Genomic DNA, 17,546 nt, shown 5'->3' on the forward strand with positions numbered 1-17,546 from the left:
TAGGTACTATTTTTTGATATGCTTTAGTAGCGGGAAATCGGGGAAGAGGTGGAAAAATGGTTGTAATGGATAATTTGGTAACCATTTTATTTATAGTTAATATTTTGTTATCAATCATTATCATTTTCAGAGAGAGACGTCAGACTGCTCAGACATGGGCCTGGCTTTTGGTCTTGATGTTCATCCCAATCGTTGGTTTTGTGCTTTACTTTTTCTTTGGTAGAGGAATTTCCAAGGAAAAGATTTTCGATATGCGCTCACAAGCAAAGATTGGTCTAAACGTTGAATTAGAAGAACAAAAACAAGCGCTCGCGCGTCATTTGTTTCCGCATCCGCCGACTGCTCAAGTAGAAGTCCAGCAGTTAGTCTATCTGTTGACGGTCTTTGGTCAATCCCTCTATACGACAGCCAATAGCATGACACTTTATACCGATGGGCGGCAGAAATTTGATGCCTTGATCGCGGATATCGAACAGGCAAAAAATCACATTCATATGGAATATTATATTTATCGCAGTGATGCATTGGGAAATGAGGTCAAAGAAGCATTGGTACGAGCCGCAAAGCGAGGCGTAAAAGTAAGAGTCTTGTTAGATGCTTGGGGCAGTACCCAGGTATCATTGAAGTTTTTTGATGAATTGCGTCTGCATGGCGGGCAAATTGCCTTTTTCTTTCCTTTGTTCGTTCCTTATGTCAATCCGCGAATCAATTATCGGAATCATCGTAAAATCGTGGTGATTGATGGTGAGATTGGTTATACAGGCGGTTTTAATGTGGGAGATGAATATCTAGGACAAGTGGAAAAATTTGGCTATTGGCGAGACAATCACTTGCGAATTGCCGGTTCAGCTGTCTATTCGCTGCAAAATCGGTTTTTGATGGATTGGAATTCACAACATGCCTTGGAGATCAAATATGATCCTTCTTTGTTTCCTGAAATCAAACAAGCGGGGACAGTCGCAGCCCAAGTTATCACTAGTGGTCCTGATACGGAACATGAAGAAATAAAAATGACGTATTTGAAAATGATCAATTTAGCCAAAAAAGAAATTCTAATCCAAACGCCCTACTATATTCCGGATGAAGCTATTCACAATGCCTTAAAGTTGGCACTGCTTTCTGGGGTGAAAGTCCATATCCAAATCCCTAATAAACCGGATCATCCCTTGGTATATTGGGCGACCTATTCCTTTGCGGCTGAGCTGCTTCATTTTGGTGCAATCATTGAAACCTATGAGAAAGGGTTTATGCATGCGAAAACGATGATTATAGATAGTGGACTTGTATCGATTGGTTCAGCAAATATCGATGTTCGATCCTTTCGCTTAGATTTTGAAGTCAATACGATTATCTATGATGCGCAACTTGCGACTCAAACAAAAGAAGCGTTTCTGGCGGATTCGATCGATTCCAAACCGTTAACGATCGAAGCGTATCAACAAAGAAAATTGACGATCAAGATCAAGGAAGGCCTGGCACGTCTTGTGTCACCGTTACTGTAAAAAAATGCCCTTTTCCAAAAGATGGAAGCCATCATTTTGGAAAAGGGCATTTTTTAATAGGATTAACCCATAATACTTGTGTACGCTGCTAAGAAAATCGAGCCGACAGTGAGAATAAGCATGGTCCAGATCACGACTTGCGTGATTTTTGCAAAGGTACTTTTTGGTTTTTTCTCGTTCATTCTAATCCACCTTTTAGAGTTATTCTAGTGACAGTTTACCCTCAATTTCTCAAGAACTCAAGTTGATCCAAGGAGAAATTAAGAAAATTTCAATTTCACTATAAAAAAATTCGTTAGAATGGCAAGATAGGCTTGTTGAAGCTACGCCCTTCTGTTTTAATAGGTAAAGAAATACATTCTTTAAAACTTTCAAAAGTTAGTTGTTGAAATAAGAGCCTCCTTAAAAAATTTCATGGCTGTCTTATTCCGGCTTAGATTTTTAAAAGAACTGAAACATGGATGTAAAGAAAATAAAGTATAGTGACACTAGTTGTTAGAAAGGATTTTGCTGTATGTCTGGATTTAATCCAATCGTTTTGTTTTGGTATATTTTTCCTGTGCTCGTTTATTTTGCTTGTCGTTTTATCGTTTCTGCACTTTCGTTGAATGATCGTTTCCATGTGAAGGCACCGGATTTAGCGGTACCATTTTTAATGGTGGGGATTCATCAATTATCAAAATATACTTTTGATCAAGCAATCACATTGTATTATTTGATCTCCATTTTTTTATTAGGCATTCTACTGGCCGTCTTTCAGGCGTACTACTATGAAGAGATCCAATATGGTCGCTATTTTAAGATGTATTGGCGCAGTATTTTTCTATTTACGATCATCTTTCATGTCGTTTTGATCATTCTAAATATCGTAAGTTACTTATAGTGTTTTGCCCCTTGATAAACGTCCATTTTTTTGCTTAAAGTTTTTTTAAAGACTTTAAGGAGTCTGATTCCCTCTTTTTGTTCATTTGGTAAAGAAAAGTCAAACAACTTCCCTTTCAAATTTCATATAATTTGTGGTAGAAAGTGGGGGATTGTGGTAGACTGTGAATATCAGGTGGAGATCGGGGGTTATTTATCGATGTTTATGGGAGAATTTCAACATTCGATAGATGCAAAAGGCCGACTAATCGTCCCTTCAAAACTACGAGAAAAACTCGGAGAAAAATTTGTTGTGACACGTGGATTAGATGGCTGTTTATTTGGCTACCCCTTATCTGAATGGGAAAAACTTGAAGAAAAACTAAACGAAATGCCTTTAGCGAAAAAGGATGCTCGGACATTTGTCCGCTTCTTTTATTCTGCTGCAACAGAGTGCGAGATCGATAAACAAGGACGAATCAATATCCCTGTTACATTGAGAAATCATGCAGACCTTACTAAAAGCTGCGTGATCATCGGGGTTTCAAATCGAATCGAGATTTGGGATGAAACGCGTTGGCAAGCATTCTCTGAAGAAGCAGAAGAAAACTTTGATGAAATTGCTGAAACAATGATCGACTTTGGCTTATAGGCTTGATAGGAAGAGGAAAAAACACATGGCAGATTTTCAACACTACACCGTTATGCTACAGGAGACCGTTGATGGATTATCAATTCGTCCAGAAGGCGTCTATGTCGATTGTACATTAGGTGGAGCTGGTCATAGTGAATATTTATTGTCACAACTGTCTGAAGAAGGACATCTCTTTGCTTTTGATCAAGACCAAACCGCCATCGACCATGCAAAAGAACGTTTAGCACCTTATGTTGCTAAAGGGATGGTCACGTTTATTAAAAGTAATTTCCGCTATTTAAAGGAAGCATTGAATCAACACGGCGTAAGCCGAGTCGATGGTATTTTGTATGATTTAGGTGTTTCCTCACCCCAATTAGATGAAGCCGAACGTGGCTTTAGCTACCACCAAGATGCACCGCTGGATATGCGGATGGATCAAACTGCAGCATTGACTGCCTATGAAGTGGTCAATCAATTCGACTACCATCAATTAGTCAAAATCTTCTTCCGTTATGGAGAAGAAAAATTCTCAAAACAAATCGCTCGGGAAATCGAGCGGGTGAGACAAGATCATCCCATCGAAACAACAGGGGAATTGGTCGATATCATCAAAACAGCCATTCCAGCTCCAGCAAGAAGAAAGGGCGGTCACCCAGCAAAACGGGTTTTCCAAGCCATTCGAATTGCAGTCAATGATGAGCTAGGTGTAATTGAAGAATCACTTGAACAAGCCATTCATCTTTTAGCAGTCAACGGACGTGTCAGTGTGATCACGTTCCACTCATTAGAAGATCGCATTGTGAAATCGATGTTCAAGGAATACAGTACACCAAAGGATATGCCACCAGGTCTGCCGATGATACCAGAAGAATTTCAACCAACACTAAAACTTATAACAAGAAAACCACTGCTTCCTACTGAGGAAGAAGTAGCTGAAAATAATCGTTCTCGTAGTGCGAAACTACGAATCGCGGAAAAAATCAAGGAAAGCGAAGGGTAACAACTATGGCAGAACTAAAAGTTCATGACTATGAATTCAGAGAACCTCTTGAATCACAACCTTTGGATCACTCTGAACCGACAACTGAAAAACTGCCTACTGATCCCCAGCGTCCTGAGGTCATCCGTGTACCAGCATCTCCGGCTCGTCGGTTAAAAAGTATTTCTACTCTAGAAAAACTGATTGCTGCCTTTGTGATTATCGCTGTATTGACGTTGGCAATCTTGACCATCAATATTCGGACCAATATCAGCCAAGTTGAGCATGATATTTCCTTGATCCAATCGGATATCACTGAGAAAACAACACAAGCAGAACAGTTGGAACAAGAGAAAAATGAACTTTCTAAAACCGAGCGCATCCAAAAGATTGCTGAGGATAATGGATTGTCGATTGATGATGGCAATTTAAGGAAAGTGGACTAAATGAAGTTAACAGATAAATTCAAGCAATACTTAAAAAAGAACAATCAAACTACAACGAACAATCGCAAAAAAGTAGGTATTATTCTCTTTGCTACGAGTATTGGATTGTTCTTTTTGTTTGTCACGCGTTTGAGCTATATCGTCATTGTCGGGGATGTCGCGGGAACTTCATTAGCAGAAAAGACCAAAAATCTTTATGAAGGCAGCGAAGTGATCAAAGCGAAACGTGGAACAATCTATGACCGTAATGGGATTCCGATTGCCGAAGATGTGACCTCGTATTCCATTTATGCTGTTTTGAATCAGAATTACAAAGATGGCAACAAAAATCTCTTTGCAGAAAAAGCAAACTTCAATAAGTTGGCCAAAATTTTGTCAGATGTATTGTCCATTGATCAAGAAACAGCAGTCAATACGTTAGAGGATGGCCTTGAGCAACAATTGTGGCGGGTCTCTTTTGGGAGCAAGGGAAATAATATTACATTAGAACAAAAAAATGAGATCGAAGATGCAATGGAAAAAGAAGATATTGCCGGCTTCCATTTTGATAGCCATCCAGCTCGCCTTTATCCGAATGGGGTCTTTTCTTCTCACTTTATCGGGTATGCTGTTGCCAATGATGACGATACTGGTCTAGTCGGCAAAACTGGGTTGGAAGCTGCTTACAATGATGTATTATCGGGAACTGATGGTGAGATCGTTTATCAAAAAGATAACAATCAAAACCCGCTGCCCGGAACAGTAGCAGAGACCGTCGCAGCCGTTGACGGGAAAGACGTTTATACCACCATCGATAGTCGAATCCAAAGCTATTTGGAAACGCTGATGGACAGCGTCTTTAAAGAAAACAAACCAGAAAACTTAACAGCGAACTTAATGGATGCCAAAACCGGCGAAATCATAGCGATGGCGCAACGACCAACCTACAATCCAGAAAATTTGGATTCGATCAATGATTGGCAAAATCTGTTAGTTGAAGACAACTATGAGCCAGGATCAACCATGAAGATTTTGACGACAGCAGCTGCCATCGATCAAGGCATCTTCAATGAGAACGAAACCTTTACCCCAAGTCCTGATGGATTAAAACTTTACGATGCAACCATCAATGACTGGGACTTTGGTCAAAAAGGAACACTGACGATGCGCCAAGCTCTTTCATGGTCCAGTAATATCGGAATGGTGACCTTGGAGCAGCGGATGGCTGATCGTTGGCAACAATACTTAAAAGAATTTGGCTTTGGCCGTAGCACCTATTCAGGATTGCCTAACGAAAATACTGGAATCACCCCAGAAGATAATCCTGTCAGCCAAGCGATGACTTCCTTTGGTCAAGCGATTGGTGTGACGAATTTCCAAATGATGCAGGCTTTCACATCGGTCGCAAATAATGGAACGATGCTGAAACCACAATTTATTAGTAAAATCGTTGATGGCAATACTGGAGAAGAAACGGTCACGCAACCAGAAGAGGTCGGCCATCCGATCACAAAAGAGGCTGCAACAGAGGTCCGTGAATATATGCGTGATGTTGTCGAGAGTGAAAATTACGGAAGTGCCTATGGCGTTTATGAATTACCTGGCTACAACATTTCTGCAAAAACAGGGACGGCCCAAGTAGCCGATCCAACAACCGGTAAGTATTTGTCTGGTGGCACCAATTATCTATATTCCGTTGTTTTGATGTTTCCTTCAGAAGAACCAGAATACATTTTGTATTTGACGATTAAATTACCAGAGAAGCACGAAAGCACCGTGTTGGGTGAAATTGCCAATCCATTGATGAAACGGGTCATGGATCTGAAAAACTCTGCATTAGAAGAAAGCACAACATCTGGTAGCGAAACAACTGTGGGGGATTATCGCAATCTCGATACAGAATCGGCTGCAACGGATGTTCAAAAAGCTGGATTGATCCCGGTAGTCATCGGGGATGGTGAAAAAGTCATTGCCCAATCGGTTGACAGTGGAACTTCGATCATGCCTGGCGGACGGGTACTGCTCGTTACCGACAGCGATAAGTACTATATGCCGGATACGACTTCTTGGTCAAAAGCAGACTTAATCAAATTTGGTAGTCTGCTGAATGTAGACGTCAGTTTTGAAGGAAACGGCTATTGTACCAAACAAAGCGTGGAACCATACACCGAATTATCAGGACAATCGATCAAGTTTACACTAAGTGAAAACGAATAAATAGGAGAGAACAATATGGAATGGACAGAGATGATATTACCTTTGGCAAGTGGCTTTGCGATCGTAACAGCCACAATGCCTTTGTTTATCGGCTATTTTCAAATGAAGAAATACGGACAGGAAATACGTGGTGACGGCCCCAAATGGCACAATGTAAAGGCCGGTACACCAACGATGGGTGGGTTTGTATTTTTGATTTCTGCAATGATCACTGCCATCTGGGTAGGAGCATGGCAAAATCAATTGACTGCTTCATTGTTCATTCTTTTGTTCATTACCTTGGTTTATGGTGCATTAGGATTTCTTGATGACTTCATCAAGATTTTCCGCAAACGAAATATGGGGCTGAACTCGTTGCAAAAGCTGATTGGACAGATTTTAGGCGGACTCGTCTTTTACTTTGTTTTCCGATCCGAAGGCAATGCGGATGTACTGAATTTCTTTGGGATAGACGTGTCGCTATCGATTTTTTATGGCTTGTTCGTCATTTTTTGGCTTGTTGGTTTTTCAAATGCAGTCAACTTGACGGACGGTATCGATGGGCTAGTCGCAGGACTGGGCACGATTTCTTTTTCAACTTACGCACTGATTGCTTGGCGACAAGATCAAATCGATGTGTTAATCGTTTGTCTTGCGATCATCGGCGGATTGATCGGCTTCTTTCCCTACAATCGCAAACCGGCAAAAATCTTTATGGGGGATGTCGGCTCACTGGCTTTAGGCGGTCTGCTGGCAGCTATCTCGATTCTTTTACACCAAGAATGGACCCTATTGCTTGTCGGACTGGTCTATGTTTGTGAAACAGCAAGCGTGATGCTGCAAGTTGCCTCATTCAAATTAACAGGCAAACGAATCTTCAAGATGTCACCCATCCATCATCATTTTGAAATGAGCGGATGGTCTGAGTGGAAGATCGACACTGTGTTTTGGTGTATCGCGTTAGGTTGCTCGTTGCTCACAATAGCCCTTGTATGGTAGGAGATGAAGAAAATGAAAAAAATTACAACATATCAAAATAAAAAAGTTCTTGTGCTAGGATTAGCGCGTAGTGGATTCAGTGCGGCCAAATTGTTACATGATTTGGGCGCACTTGTGACCGTTAATGACGGAAAGCCATTTGCTGAAAATCCAGAAGCACAAGATCTTTTGGCTTTAGGGGTCAAAGTGATCACTGGCAGCCACCCGATTGAATTATTGGATGAAGGATTTTCGCTAGTCGTTAAAAATCCAGGGATCCCCTATTCACAACCTCTTGTTCAAAAAGCTTTAGAGAAAAAAATTCCTGTGATCACGGAAGTGGAACTAGCGTATCAAATCTCTGAAGCGCCGATTATCGGTATTACTGGTACGAATGGAAAAACCACCACAACGACTATGATCGCCAATGTCTTGAATGCTGGAATGGAAAAAGGACAGGCATTGCTTTCTGGAAATATCGGGTTTCCTGCAAGTTCCGTTGCTCAAACAGCTAAGCCTGAAGATCGCTTGGTGATGGAGCTTTCAAGTTTCCAATTGATGGGAATCGATACCTTACGGCCGAAAATCGCTGTCATCACGAATATATATGAAGCCCATATCGATTACCATGGTAGTCGCCCGGAATATGTCTTAGCAAAATGGCGCTTGCAACAACGAATGACCGCTGACGATTATTTAGTGATCAACTGGAACCAACCGGAACTAGAAGCACTGTCGGCCAAATCAAAGGCGAAAATCATTCCTTTTTCCACCAAGGAAAAAGTAGCAGGAGCATATATGCTTGATGGGATGCTCTACTATAAAGAAGAAGCAATTATGGCAGCGGAGGAACTTGGCGTACCAGGGGCACACAATATTGAAAATGCCTTAGCGGCGATCGCTGTTGGAAAACTTTGCAATATGCCAAACGAAGCAATCAAACAAGCGATGCAAACCTTCACTGGGGTACCTCATCGGACCCAGTATGTCACCACCATCAATCAGGTGAAATTTTTCAATGATTCCAAAGCAACCAACATCTTAGCAACAGAAATGGCCTTAGGCGGTTTTGACAATGAGAAATTGGTCTTATTGGCAGGCGGCTTGGACCGTGGCAACAGTTTTGATGAGTTGGTTCCAGCACTAAAAGGACTCAAAGCTATCGTAGTGTTTGGAGAAACAAAAGAAAAATTAGCCTCAGCCGCTCAAGCAGCTGGCGTAAAAACGATTGAAATGACAGACAATGTTGAAACCGCCGTCCCAGTTGCCTTTTCTTTAAGTGCTGCTGGAGATACGATTCTATTGTCACCGGCGAATGCAAGTTGGGATCAATACCCTAATTTTGAAGTTCGCGGCGACAAATTTATGGCGGCAGTAGCAGAACTTAAATAGAAATGAGTGAAGGACATGAAAATACTTGTGACTGGCGGCGGTACTGGCGGCCACATCTATCCAGCGTTGTCTTTTGTCGATTACGTAAAAGAGATTGACCCGACAGCCGAATTTTTATACATTGGTGCAACAAGGGGCTTGGAGAATAAAATCGTCCCTCCAACAGGTATTCCTTTTAAAACGTTAGAGATTCAAGGCTTTAAGCGTAAGCTGTCTTTTGATAACGTAAAAACGATCCAGCTTTTCATGAAAAGCTATTATGCAGCAAAGAAAATCATCAAGGAGTTTCAACCGGATGTGGTGATTGGCACCGGCGGCTATGTTTCTGGCGCCGTGGTCTTTGCTGCAGCGAAGTTGAAAATACCTACCATTATTCATGAACAAAATAGTGTTCCTGGAATCACCAATAAGTTTCTAACCAAGTATGTGGATAAAATCGCCATTGCTTTTCACGATGCTTCTCAATACTTTCCAGCGAAGAAAACGGTGCTTGTGGGCAATCCCAGGGGGCAAGAAGTACGGAATAGTCAAAAGTCGACGATTTTGTCTTCTTACGATTTAAATCCGGCGAAAAAAACGGTTTTGGTTTTTGGTGGGAGTCAAGGAGCTCTGAAAATCAACCAAGCGATCATTGATGCGCTGCCGCTTTTTGCTCAAAAAGAGTATCAGTTACTTTATGCATCTGGCGAAAGGTATTACAAAGAGATCGAAGAAAAAATCGGGATGTCAAAAGATGCTTTCCCTAATATCAGTATTCGTCCCTATATCGATCAAATGGCAGAAGTGATGGCAAATAGTGATTTGTTGATTGGACGAGCAGGTGCCACATCGATTGCCGAATTTACGGCATTAGGGATTCCAGCAATTCTGATTCCTAGCCCTTATGTGACTAATGACCACCAAACAAAGAACGCCCAAAGTTTAGCTAATGCAGGAGCAGTCAAAATGATTGCCGATCATGAACTAAACAGCCAAAACCTCGTGGAAGCAGTAGATAGTATCATGCAAGATGAAGCCCTTCGTAGTAAGATGGCCAAAGCCTCAAAAGAACAAGGGATCAGCGATGCCTCAGAACGATTATTTCGACTTGTGCAAGAGGTAATCAAATAGTACAATGTGTGGGATAGAAAGGAGCGATTATCATTAGTAAAGACAAAACACCTCATGATGATCAAACCCCCTCGTCAACGGAAGAGTTGACCCCTTGGCAAAAAGAAAATCTAAAATATTTGCAAGAAAAAGGCAATCAGCCAGCTTGGTCTTCACCCGCTTCTGAAGAAACAGAAGACATGAAAGAAGCGCATGAAGATGAAGAGGAGTTGGCAGAAGAAGCACTTTTTGAAGCAGAACAAGCGATAGAAGAAACCGACGCTGGGAAAGAAGAGCTGCCTGAGCCAGAAAAAAAGGCTCGCTCCTTTGCTGACCGGCTACCTAATCTAAAGGCGTACCGCAATCAAGTATTGATTCGCCGTTTAGCGCTGATTATCGGTTTACTGATGATTCCTTTGCTGATTGTTTTGTATTTTGTTTCGCCGCTTAGTCGTTTGGCTAATGTGGTGGTCAAAGGCAATCAAGAAGTATCCGCAGAAGCGATTCTCAAAAATTCTGACCTAGCCGTCAATGAAGAGATGTGGCCGCAATTTTTTGAACGGAATCAGAGTGTAGCAGCAATCAAAAAAGAATTGCCGCGCATAAAAAATGCTTCTATTTCTTTATCCGGTATTAATCGTTTTGATATCACTGTCACTGAATTCCAGGAAGTGGCTTTATTAGCCAAAGATGGCGGCTATGCACCAGTTTTGGAAAATGGCGCTGTTTTGGATGATATCAGTGAGCAGCCAGAGGAAGGATTGCCGGTTTTAGAAAATTTTTCGGCTGAAGACAAAATCAAGGCGACACTCAGTGCCTATCAAGAATTAAGTTCAGAAATTCGAGATGGCATTTCTCAAATCAAATACACCCCCCGTGACAGCAATGATGAACTGTTAACTCTCTTTATGAATGATGGCAATCAAGTGATTGTCAATATCTCAAATATGGTGAGTCAAATGCAGTATTATCCGCAAATTGCCAAAGATTTGACCGAGGACAGTATTGTGGATATGGAAGTTGGGATCTTTACTTACCCAATTTCAAATACACAAGAAGACGATGCAGACGAAAATCAAACAGCTGATAGTGATTCTTAGGAAAAATTCAAGAGTTTTTTTCATTAACTTGTTTCTAAAAAGCGCCATTATATGGTAGAATTGGTAACAGTGAACAAATTATTCGAATGAACTCTAAAAACGGACTGTGATGGTTCGCTATATATCCAATTTAAGTAGGAGGGAACCCCATCCATGGCAAAAACGGGAATGTATGTTGGCCTTGATATCGGTACGACATCTGTAAAAGTTGTAGTAGCCGAATACGTTGACAGCCAAATGAATATCATTGGTGTAGGAAATGCAAAATCAGAAGGAATCAACCGTGGCATCATTGTAGATATCGATAAAACGGTACAAGCCATTCAAAGAGCAGTAAGACAAGCAGAAGAAAAAGCAGGAATTCAAATTCGCAGTGTAAGTGTTGGTGTACCAGCCAATCTTCTTGAAGTGGAAAATTGTCAAGGGATGATCGCTGTCAACAGTGAATCAAAAGAGATCACCGACGAAGACGTCCGCAATGTTGCTTCCGCAGCACTTGTACGTTCAACCCCTCCTGAAAGACAGATCATTGCTATCTTACCGCAAGAATTTACAGTGGATGGTTTTGAAGGGATCAAAGATCCTCGTGGCATGATCGGTGTTCGCCTAGAGATGTTTGGTGTGGTTTATACAGGTCCAAAAACCATCATTCACAACATTCGTAAATGTGTGGAAAAATCTGGTCTGATCGTTAATGAAGTAGTCATTACGCCATTAGCACTGACAGAATCGATTTTATCTGATGGTGAAAAAGATTTTGGTACGATCGTTATCGACATCGGCGGCGGCCAAACGACGACATCAGCGATGCACGACAAGCAATTGAAATTTACCCATGTGAACCAAGAGGGTGGCGAATTTGTCACAAAAGACATTTCGACAGTTTTAAATACCTCCTTCAACAATGCAGAAGCATTAAAAATCAATTATGGGGATGCGTATCCTGAACGGACATCCGCTAGTGAAGAATTTCCAGTGGATGTGATTGGGAAATCAGAACCTGTGAAGATCGATGAACGCTATTTGTCAGAAATCATCGAAGCACGTATGGAACAGATTTTTACCAAATCAAAAGAAGTCTTAGATGAAATTGATGGACTTGATTTGCCAGGTGGCGTGATTTTGACTGGTGGTGCTGCAAGCCTGCCGGGTGTCGTAGATTTGGCTCAAGAAGTATTCGAAACAAACGTTAAGCTTTACGTTCCTAATCATATGGGACTTAGAAATCCTGTATTCACCAATGTAATCAGTATCGTTGACTATTCAGCAAACTTAAGCGAAGTCTATCAGCTTGCCAAAAGTGCGATCACTGGTGAAAAAACAGTCGCGCAACAGCCCGTTGCCATTCAACAACAAGAAGTGCATTACGAACAATATGAAGCTCCAGAAGAAACTTATGAAGAAACAGAAGAAGAGAAAAAAGGTGAGTCGATCACAAACCGAGTAAAAGATTTCTTCTCAAATATCTTTGAATAATCTAAAACGATTCTCAGGAGGAAGATAAACTATGGAATTTTCAATTGATAATAACATCAATGACGGCGCTGTGATCAAAGTCATCGGAGTCGGCGGTGGTGGCGGCAACGCAGTAAATCGTATGATCGAAGAAAATGTCAAAGGCGTAGAATTTATTGCAGCCAACACTGACGTTCAAGCATTAAAAAATTCAAAAGCAGAAACAGTCATTCAATTAGGCCCTAAATATACCCGTGGTCTTGGTGCTGGTTCACAACCAGAAGTTGGTCAAAAAGCAGCAGAAGAAAGTGAAGATTCTATTCGTGAATCATTAGAAGGCGCAGATATGATTTTCATTACCGCTGGTATGGGTGGCGGAACCGGGACCGGTGCTGCACCGATCGTAGCTAAAATTGCCAAAGAAATCGGGGCATTGACAGTCGGCGTCGTTACTCGTCCGTTTACATTTGAAGGACCAAAACGCGGCCGTTTTGCTGCTGAAGGAATCGCTAAATTAAAAGAGAATGTCGATACCTTATTGATCATCTCAAACAACCGTTTGTTAGAAGTTGTTGACAAGAAAACGCCAATGCTTGAAGCATTCCGTGAAGCAGACAATGTCTTGCGTCAAGGGGTTCAAGGGATCTCAGACTTGATCACTGCACCTGGCTATGTCAACTTAGACTTCGCTGATGTGAAAACAGTGATGGAAAATCAAGGCACTGCTTTGATGGGAATCGGCGTTGCTAGCGGCGAAGAACGCGTGATCGAAGCAACGAAAAAAGCAATCTCTTCACCATTGCTAGAAACATCGATCGATGGTGCTGAACAAGTGCTATTGAACATCACTGGCGGATTGGATATGACTTTATTTGAAGCACAAGATGCTTCTGATATCGTCGCTCATGCGGCAACAGGTGATGTAAATATTATTTTAGGAACATCAATCAATGAAGACTTAGGCGATGAAATCCGTGTGACTGTCATTGCAACCGGCATTGACCCTTCTAAAAAAGAACGTGGGTCTCGCTCTAGCAGACAAAGTCAAAGCCAAATTCATTCTATCCCACAAAAACCAACCTTAGATATGGACCAAGCGCGTCCAGCACAAGCAGAAGAAAGCAATGGTTTTGGTGATTGGGATATCCGTAAAGAACAAAATGTACGACCTAAAGTAGAAGAAAACACATTTGAAAATGTAGAAAAGAAAGAATTCGACACCTTCAGCCGTGATGAAGTACGCTCGAATGATGACGACGAATTAAGCACACCACCATTTTTCCGTCGTAAACGCTAGGGGGCAGAGCACATGATTTCTGAGAACTTGCACAAGATCCAGCAAGAGATACAGGACTCCTGTGCTCTTGTTTCTAGAGATGCCAGTGAGGTCTGTTTGACAGCTGTGACAAAATCCGTCGATACAGAAACGACAAGAGAACTTCTAGAAAATGGTGTGCGTGATTGTGCAGAAAATCGAGTAGAAAAGCTACTTGAAAAAAAGGCAGCATTAACTGATTACCCAGATGTCCGTTGGCATTTTATTGGTAATTTACAGCGCAGAAAGGTAAAATCAGTTATAAATGAGATTGATTTTTTTCATGCGTTGGATTCAATCAAACTGGCACAAGAAATTCAAAAACGAGCAGAGCATCCGATCAACTGCTTTGTGGAAGTGAATGTTTCGCAGGAAGCAACGAAACAAGGGATTTTCGTAGAAGAGGTGGTGGCTTTTATTGAAGCACTCGCTTCGTTCGACAAAATTCGTGTTGTTGGATTGATGACGATGGCCCCGCTCACTGCTTCCAAAGACGAGCAACATCAGATTTTCAAAGAATTAAAAAGGATTCAACAACAGATCGCTGACCTGCATCTTACACATGCCCCTTGCTTAGAAACGAGTATGGGAATGAGTAATGACTTTCCCATTGCGATTCAAGAAGGCGCAACATTTATTCGTGTAGGAACAGCATTATTTCAATAAAAAAGGAGGTTGACCGATGTCGCTCAAAGAGAAACTGACCAATTTTTTTGGATTGACTGACGAAGAAGATTATTATGAAGAAACATTTGCCACTGAAGAACCGGCACGCACGGCAGCGAAACCAGCTGTGAACCAAGGAGGAGCTTTTACCGCCCCTAGAACAACAGCGAGTACGCGTGCTTCTAGCCAAGCGGCTTCTTATACAACAAGTCAACCACAAAATCAAGCCTATCAATACAGACAGCAGCCTCAAACTGCTACCTATCAACAATCCTCAGCGGCGGCTGAACGAGTAAGATCGGTGCCTAAGACGGAAGAAAAAGTCGTTCCAATGGCGCAACAAAGAACTAATACGAGAGTCAAAGACACAAAAGCAAAAGAAACCTCTCCACAAATGGCTGGAAAAATAACGATCGTAGAACCACGCGTTTATTCAGAAGCTATGGGGATTGCGAAGCAAGTCATCAATGGAGATGCTGTACTTGTTAATTTTCATTTAATTGAAGAGTACCAAGCTCGTCGAATAGTTGATTTTTTAACAGGAACAGTGTACGCTGAAGATGGTGATATCAAGCGTGTTGGCGATGAAATTTTTCTTTGCACGCCTAAGGGTATGGAAATTGAAGGCACTGCCCAAACATTAGCAGATACCAATTTTTTTGATATCTAAAGTGAGGAGGAACGCCAATTTTATTCTTGAGATTCGTTAAATTACTGAGTGATGCTGTTTATCTGTATACCATTTTATTAGTGATTTATGCACTTTTGTCTTGGTTTCCAGGAGGGTATCAGTCCGCTTTTGGCCGTTTCTTAGCAAAAGTGTGTGAACCGTATTTGAGTTTATTTGATCGATTGAAATTAAGTTTTGCTGGTATCGATTTTACGATTGCATTTGCAATTATTGTCTTACAGCTAGCATCACAAGCATTGATATTGATCCTACAATCAATTTTATTTTAACGTAAGGGGTGGTTATCGGTGAACGCAAATGTCTATCAACATTTTCGAAACGATGAACGCCCTTTTATTGATTCCGCTCAAGGATGGATCGAACAAGTGCAAATGCAGTATGCGCCTTACTTGACTGATTTTTTAGATCCGAGACAAGCGTATATCTTAGAAAGCTTGATTCGTCAATCAACGGATTTAAGTTTCCGCTTTTTTGGTGGATATGAAGCTGCTGAGAGACGACGTTGTTTGATTTATCCCGATTACTATGAGCCCACCGCCGATGAGTTTGACATGACTTTATTTACGATTCAATACCCGAAAAAATTTACGGTGTTGAGTCATGGAAAAGTTTTAGGCACATTAATGGGGACTGGAGTCAAGAGGGAATACTTTGGAGACATTCTTTCCGATGGTGAAATATGGCAAGTATTCGTTGCTACTGAAGTCAGTCATTTTATTCAACTCCAAGTGGATAAAATCGGCAACGTATCGGTACGTTTGGAAGAAACGAAATATACCGATTTGATCGTGCCTAAAGATGGCTGGACCGAGGAAAGAGAAACGGTTAGTTCATTGCGTCTTGATACAGTGATCTCCGCCGTGTACAACATCTCACGCCAACGTTCGAAACAGTTGATCGAATCAGGAAAAGTAAAAGTAAACTGGACAGAAGCATTACGACCAGATTTTGTTCTGGATTTACTGGATATCGTTTCAGTAAGAGGATTTGGTCGGATTCAAATACAGGGGTTAGAAGGAACCACGAAAAAAGAAAAAGTTAGATTGTTATTAGGTGTATTACGTAAATAAATCAAAGAGGTGTATAGAATATGGCATTAACTCCATTAGACATTCAAAATAAAAACTTTTCAGTAAAAATGAGAGGCTACAACCAAGATGAAGTCGATGACTTCTTGGATATGATCGTTCGTGATTATGAAGAAGCCGTTCAACGCAATCGTGAGTTAGAAAAATCGTTGAAACACGCAGAAGAAAAACTTGAATATTTCAATGAATTGAAAGATGCCTTGAATCAATCCATTATCGTGGCTCAAGATACGGCGGATAAAGTAAAAACAAGCGCAAGCAAAGAATCAGAAGTAATCGTTACTTCTGCTCAAAACCGTGCGGATGAAATGGTTGCTACTGCAGAAAAACATGCGCATGCCTTGATGACCTCAGCGGAAGAAAAAGCCAAAGAGATTTTGACGGATGCAACCGACAATGCCCGTCAATTGGCGACAGAAACAAATGACTTGAAGAAGAAAACCAGAGTCTTCCATAACAACTTATTAGTTATGTTGCAAACGCAATTAGAACAAGTGAAGAGTCCTGAGTGGGAAGAAATTTTGGCGCCATTTTCAAGCTATGTACAAGATTCCCACCAAGTGATCAGAGAAGTTTTGTCAAAAGAACTTGACAGTGAAAATGGTTCTGGAGTAAACTCAGAAGCAGTGGAAACATTTGATGTGGACATTGTTGAATCAGATGAAAAAATCGTTGATGTAAGTGAAAGCCCTGAAGTGAAAACATTAGATGATGCGAGAAACTTATTAGACGAATTGAACAAGACAGATAATAACTAAGACACAGAACAGAAAAATTTCTTATATTTTTCAAGCGAGTTTGGGAGAGTGGAAGCCAAATAAAACCCTGTAAGAAATCAGATCATCTGTGAGTTGCGTTCTTGAAAGAGCTGACTTTTCAAAGACTCGAGTAGAGAACGACGCCTGATCCCGTTACCGATCATCAAAGAATTGTCAACCGACAATAAAATTTGGGTGGTACCACGAACACGTTCGTCCCTTACCAGGGACGGACGTGTTTTTTGCTGTGAATCACTGCGATTGGTCCGCAAAGCGGAACAGAGCAGATGATGAACAGTACTAGGCGACCGCCGGGAGCGTAGTAACCGTACTAAGAATCACTATGATTGGCTTGCGAAGCAAGACAGAATAGATGATGAACAGTACTAGGCGACCATAGGGAGCGTAGTAACC

The 17,546-nt window shown here is 41.3% G+C and carries 18 protein-coding genes; 17 read left to right on the forward strand and 1 reads right to left on the reverse strand.

The features are described from left to right. Positions 1-56: 56 nt before the first annotated feature. On the forward strand, positions 57-1,502 hold the full coding sequence (cls, locus tag A5877_RS13185) for a cardiolipin synthase (RefSeq protein ID WP_005237291.1): 1,446 nt from the start codon (positions 57-59) through the stop codon (positions 1,500-1,502). Between the two features lie 62 nt (positions 1,503-1,564). Here cls and A5877_RS13190 read toward each other — a convergent pair whose 3' ends face one another. Further along, on the reverse strand, positions 1,565-1,684 hold the full coding sequence (locus A5877_RS13190; protein WP_005237290.1) for a DUF4044 domain-containing protein: 120 nt from the start codon (positions 1,682-1,684) through the stop codon (positions 1,565-1,567). Between the two features lie 332 nt (positions 1,685-2,016). Between A5877_RS13190 and A5877_RS13195 the strand changes: the two genes are divergently transcribed. The 16 genes from A5877_RS13195 (at position 2,017) to A5877_RS13270 (ending at position 17,132) form a co-directional block, all read left to right on the forward strand. After that, positions 2,017-2,385, forward strand: coding sequence for a DUF3397 domain-containing protein (locus A5877_RS13195; RefSeq protein WP_005237289.1), 369 nt, complete (start codon positions 2,017-2,019; stop codon positions 2,383-2,385). Between the two features lie 198 nt (positions 2,386-2,583). Continuing rightward, a complete protein-coding gene (mraZ, locus tag A5877_RS13200; RefSeq protein WP_005228792.1) occupies positions 2,584-3,015 on the forward strand; it encodes a division/cell wall cluster transcriptional repressor MraZ in 432 nt (143 codons plus the stop codon). Between the two features lie 25 nt (positions 3,016-3,040). Beyond that, positions 3,041-4,000 (forward strand): 16S rRNA (cytosine(1402)-N(4))-methyltransferase RsmH, encoded by a 960-nt coding sequence (gene rsmH, locus A5877_RS13205; RefSeq protein WP_008377332.1) that lies wholly within the window; start codon positions 3,041-3,043, stop codon positions 3,998-4,000. A gap of 5 nt (positions 4,001-4,005) precedes the next feature. Further along, positions 4,006-4,425: a cell division protein FtsL gene (ftsL, locus tag A5877_RS13210; protein WP_008377334.1), complete on the forward strand. Its 420-nt coding sequence runs from the start codon at positions 4,006-4,008 to the stop codon at positions 4,423-4,425. After that, positions 4,426-6,621, forward strand: a complete 2,196-nt coding sequence (locus tag A5877_RS13215; protein WP_086316961.1) for a penicillin-binding transpeptidase domain-containing protein — start codon at positions 4,426-4,428, stop codon at positions 6,619-6,621. Between the two features lie 15 nt (positions 6,622-6,636). Then, a complete protein-coding gene (gene mraY / locus A5877_RS13220; RefSeq protein ID WP_005237283.1) occupies positions 6,637-7,599 on the forward strand; it encodes a phospho-N-acetylmuramoyl-pentapeptide-transferase in 963 nt (320 codons plus the stop codon). Positions 7,600-7,611: 12 nt separating this feature from the next. Next, entirely contained in the window at positions 7,612-8,970 is a 1,359-nt protein-coding gene (gene murD / locus A5877_RS13225; protein WP_086316962.1) for a UDP-N-acetylmuramoyl-L-alanine--D-glutamate ligase, read from the forward strand. A gap of 15 nt (positions 8,971-8,985) precedes the next feature. Continuing rightward, positions 8,986-10,080, forward strand: coding sequence for an undecaprenyldiphospho-muramoylpentapeptide beta-N-acetylglucosaminyltransferase (murG, locus tag A5877_RS13230; protein ID WP_005237281.1), 1,095 nt, complete (start codon positions 8,986-8,988; stop codon positions 10,078-10,080). Between the two features lie 86 nt (positions 10,081-10,166). Beyond that, positions 10,167-11,159, forward strand: a complete 993-nt coding sequence (locus tag A5877_RS13235) for a cell division protein FtsQ/DivIB (RefSeq protein WP_005237280.1) — start codon at positions 10,167-10,169, stop codon at positions 11,157-11,159. A gap of 153 nt (positions 11,160-11,312) precedes the next feature. Beyond that, positions 11,313-12,635: a cell division protein FtsA gene (gene ftsA / locus A5877_RS13240; protein WP_005237279.1), complete on the forward strand. Its 1,323-nt coding sequence runs from the start codon at positions 11,313-11,315 to the stop codon at positions 12,633-12,635. 31 nt (positions 12,636-12,666) lie between these two features. Next, complete coding sequence (ftsZ, locus tag A5877_RS13245; RefSeq protein WP_005237278.1) at positions 12,667-13,911, forward strand: cell division protein FtsZ; 1,245 nt, start codon at positions 12,667-12,669, stop codon at positions 13,909-13,911. Positions 13,912-13,923: 12 nt separating this feature from the next. After that, positions 13,924-14,595 carry a YggS family pyridoxal phosphate-dependent enzyme gene (locus A5877_RS13250; RefSeq protein ID WP_016620653.1) on the forward strand — a complete coding sequence of 224 codons (672 nt, stop codon included), beginning with the start codon at positions 13,924-13,926 and terminating at the stop codon, positions 14,593-14,595. A gap of 16 nt (positions 14,596-14,611) precedes the next feature. Further along, complete coding sequence (locus A5877_RS13255; RefSeq protein WP_008377341.1) at positions 14,612-15,265, forward strand: cell division protein SepF; 654 nt, start codon at positions 14,612-14,614, stop codon at positions 15,263-15,265. 26 nt (positions 15,266-15,291) lie between these two features. Next, positions 15,292-15,555 (forward strand): YggT family protein, encoded by a 264-nt coding sequence (locus tag A5877_RS13260; protein WP_005228822.1) that lies wholly within the window; start codon positions 15,292-15,294, stop codon positions 15,553-15,555. 18 nt (positions 15,556-15,573) lie between these two features. After that, entirely contained in the window at positions 15,574-16,356 is a 783-nt protein-coding gene (locus A5877_RS13265; protein WP_086316963.1) for an RNA-binding protein, read from the forward strand. A 20-nt stretch (positions 16,357-16,376) separates the two neighbouring features. Continuing rightward, complete coding sequence (locus A5877_RS13270) at positions 16,377-17,132, forward strand: DivIVA domain-containing protein (protein WP_005237274.1); 756 nt, start codon at positions 16,377-16,379, stop codon at positions 17,130-17,132. The last annotated feature ends 414 nt before the right edge of the window (positions 17,133-17,546 follow it).

Source organism: Enterococcus sp. 3C7_DIV0644, assembly GCF_002141235.1.
GTDB lineage: Bacteria > Bacillota > Bacilli > Lactobacillales > Enterococcaceae > Enterococcus_D > Enterococcus_D entomosocium.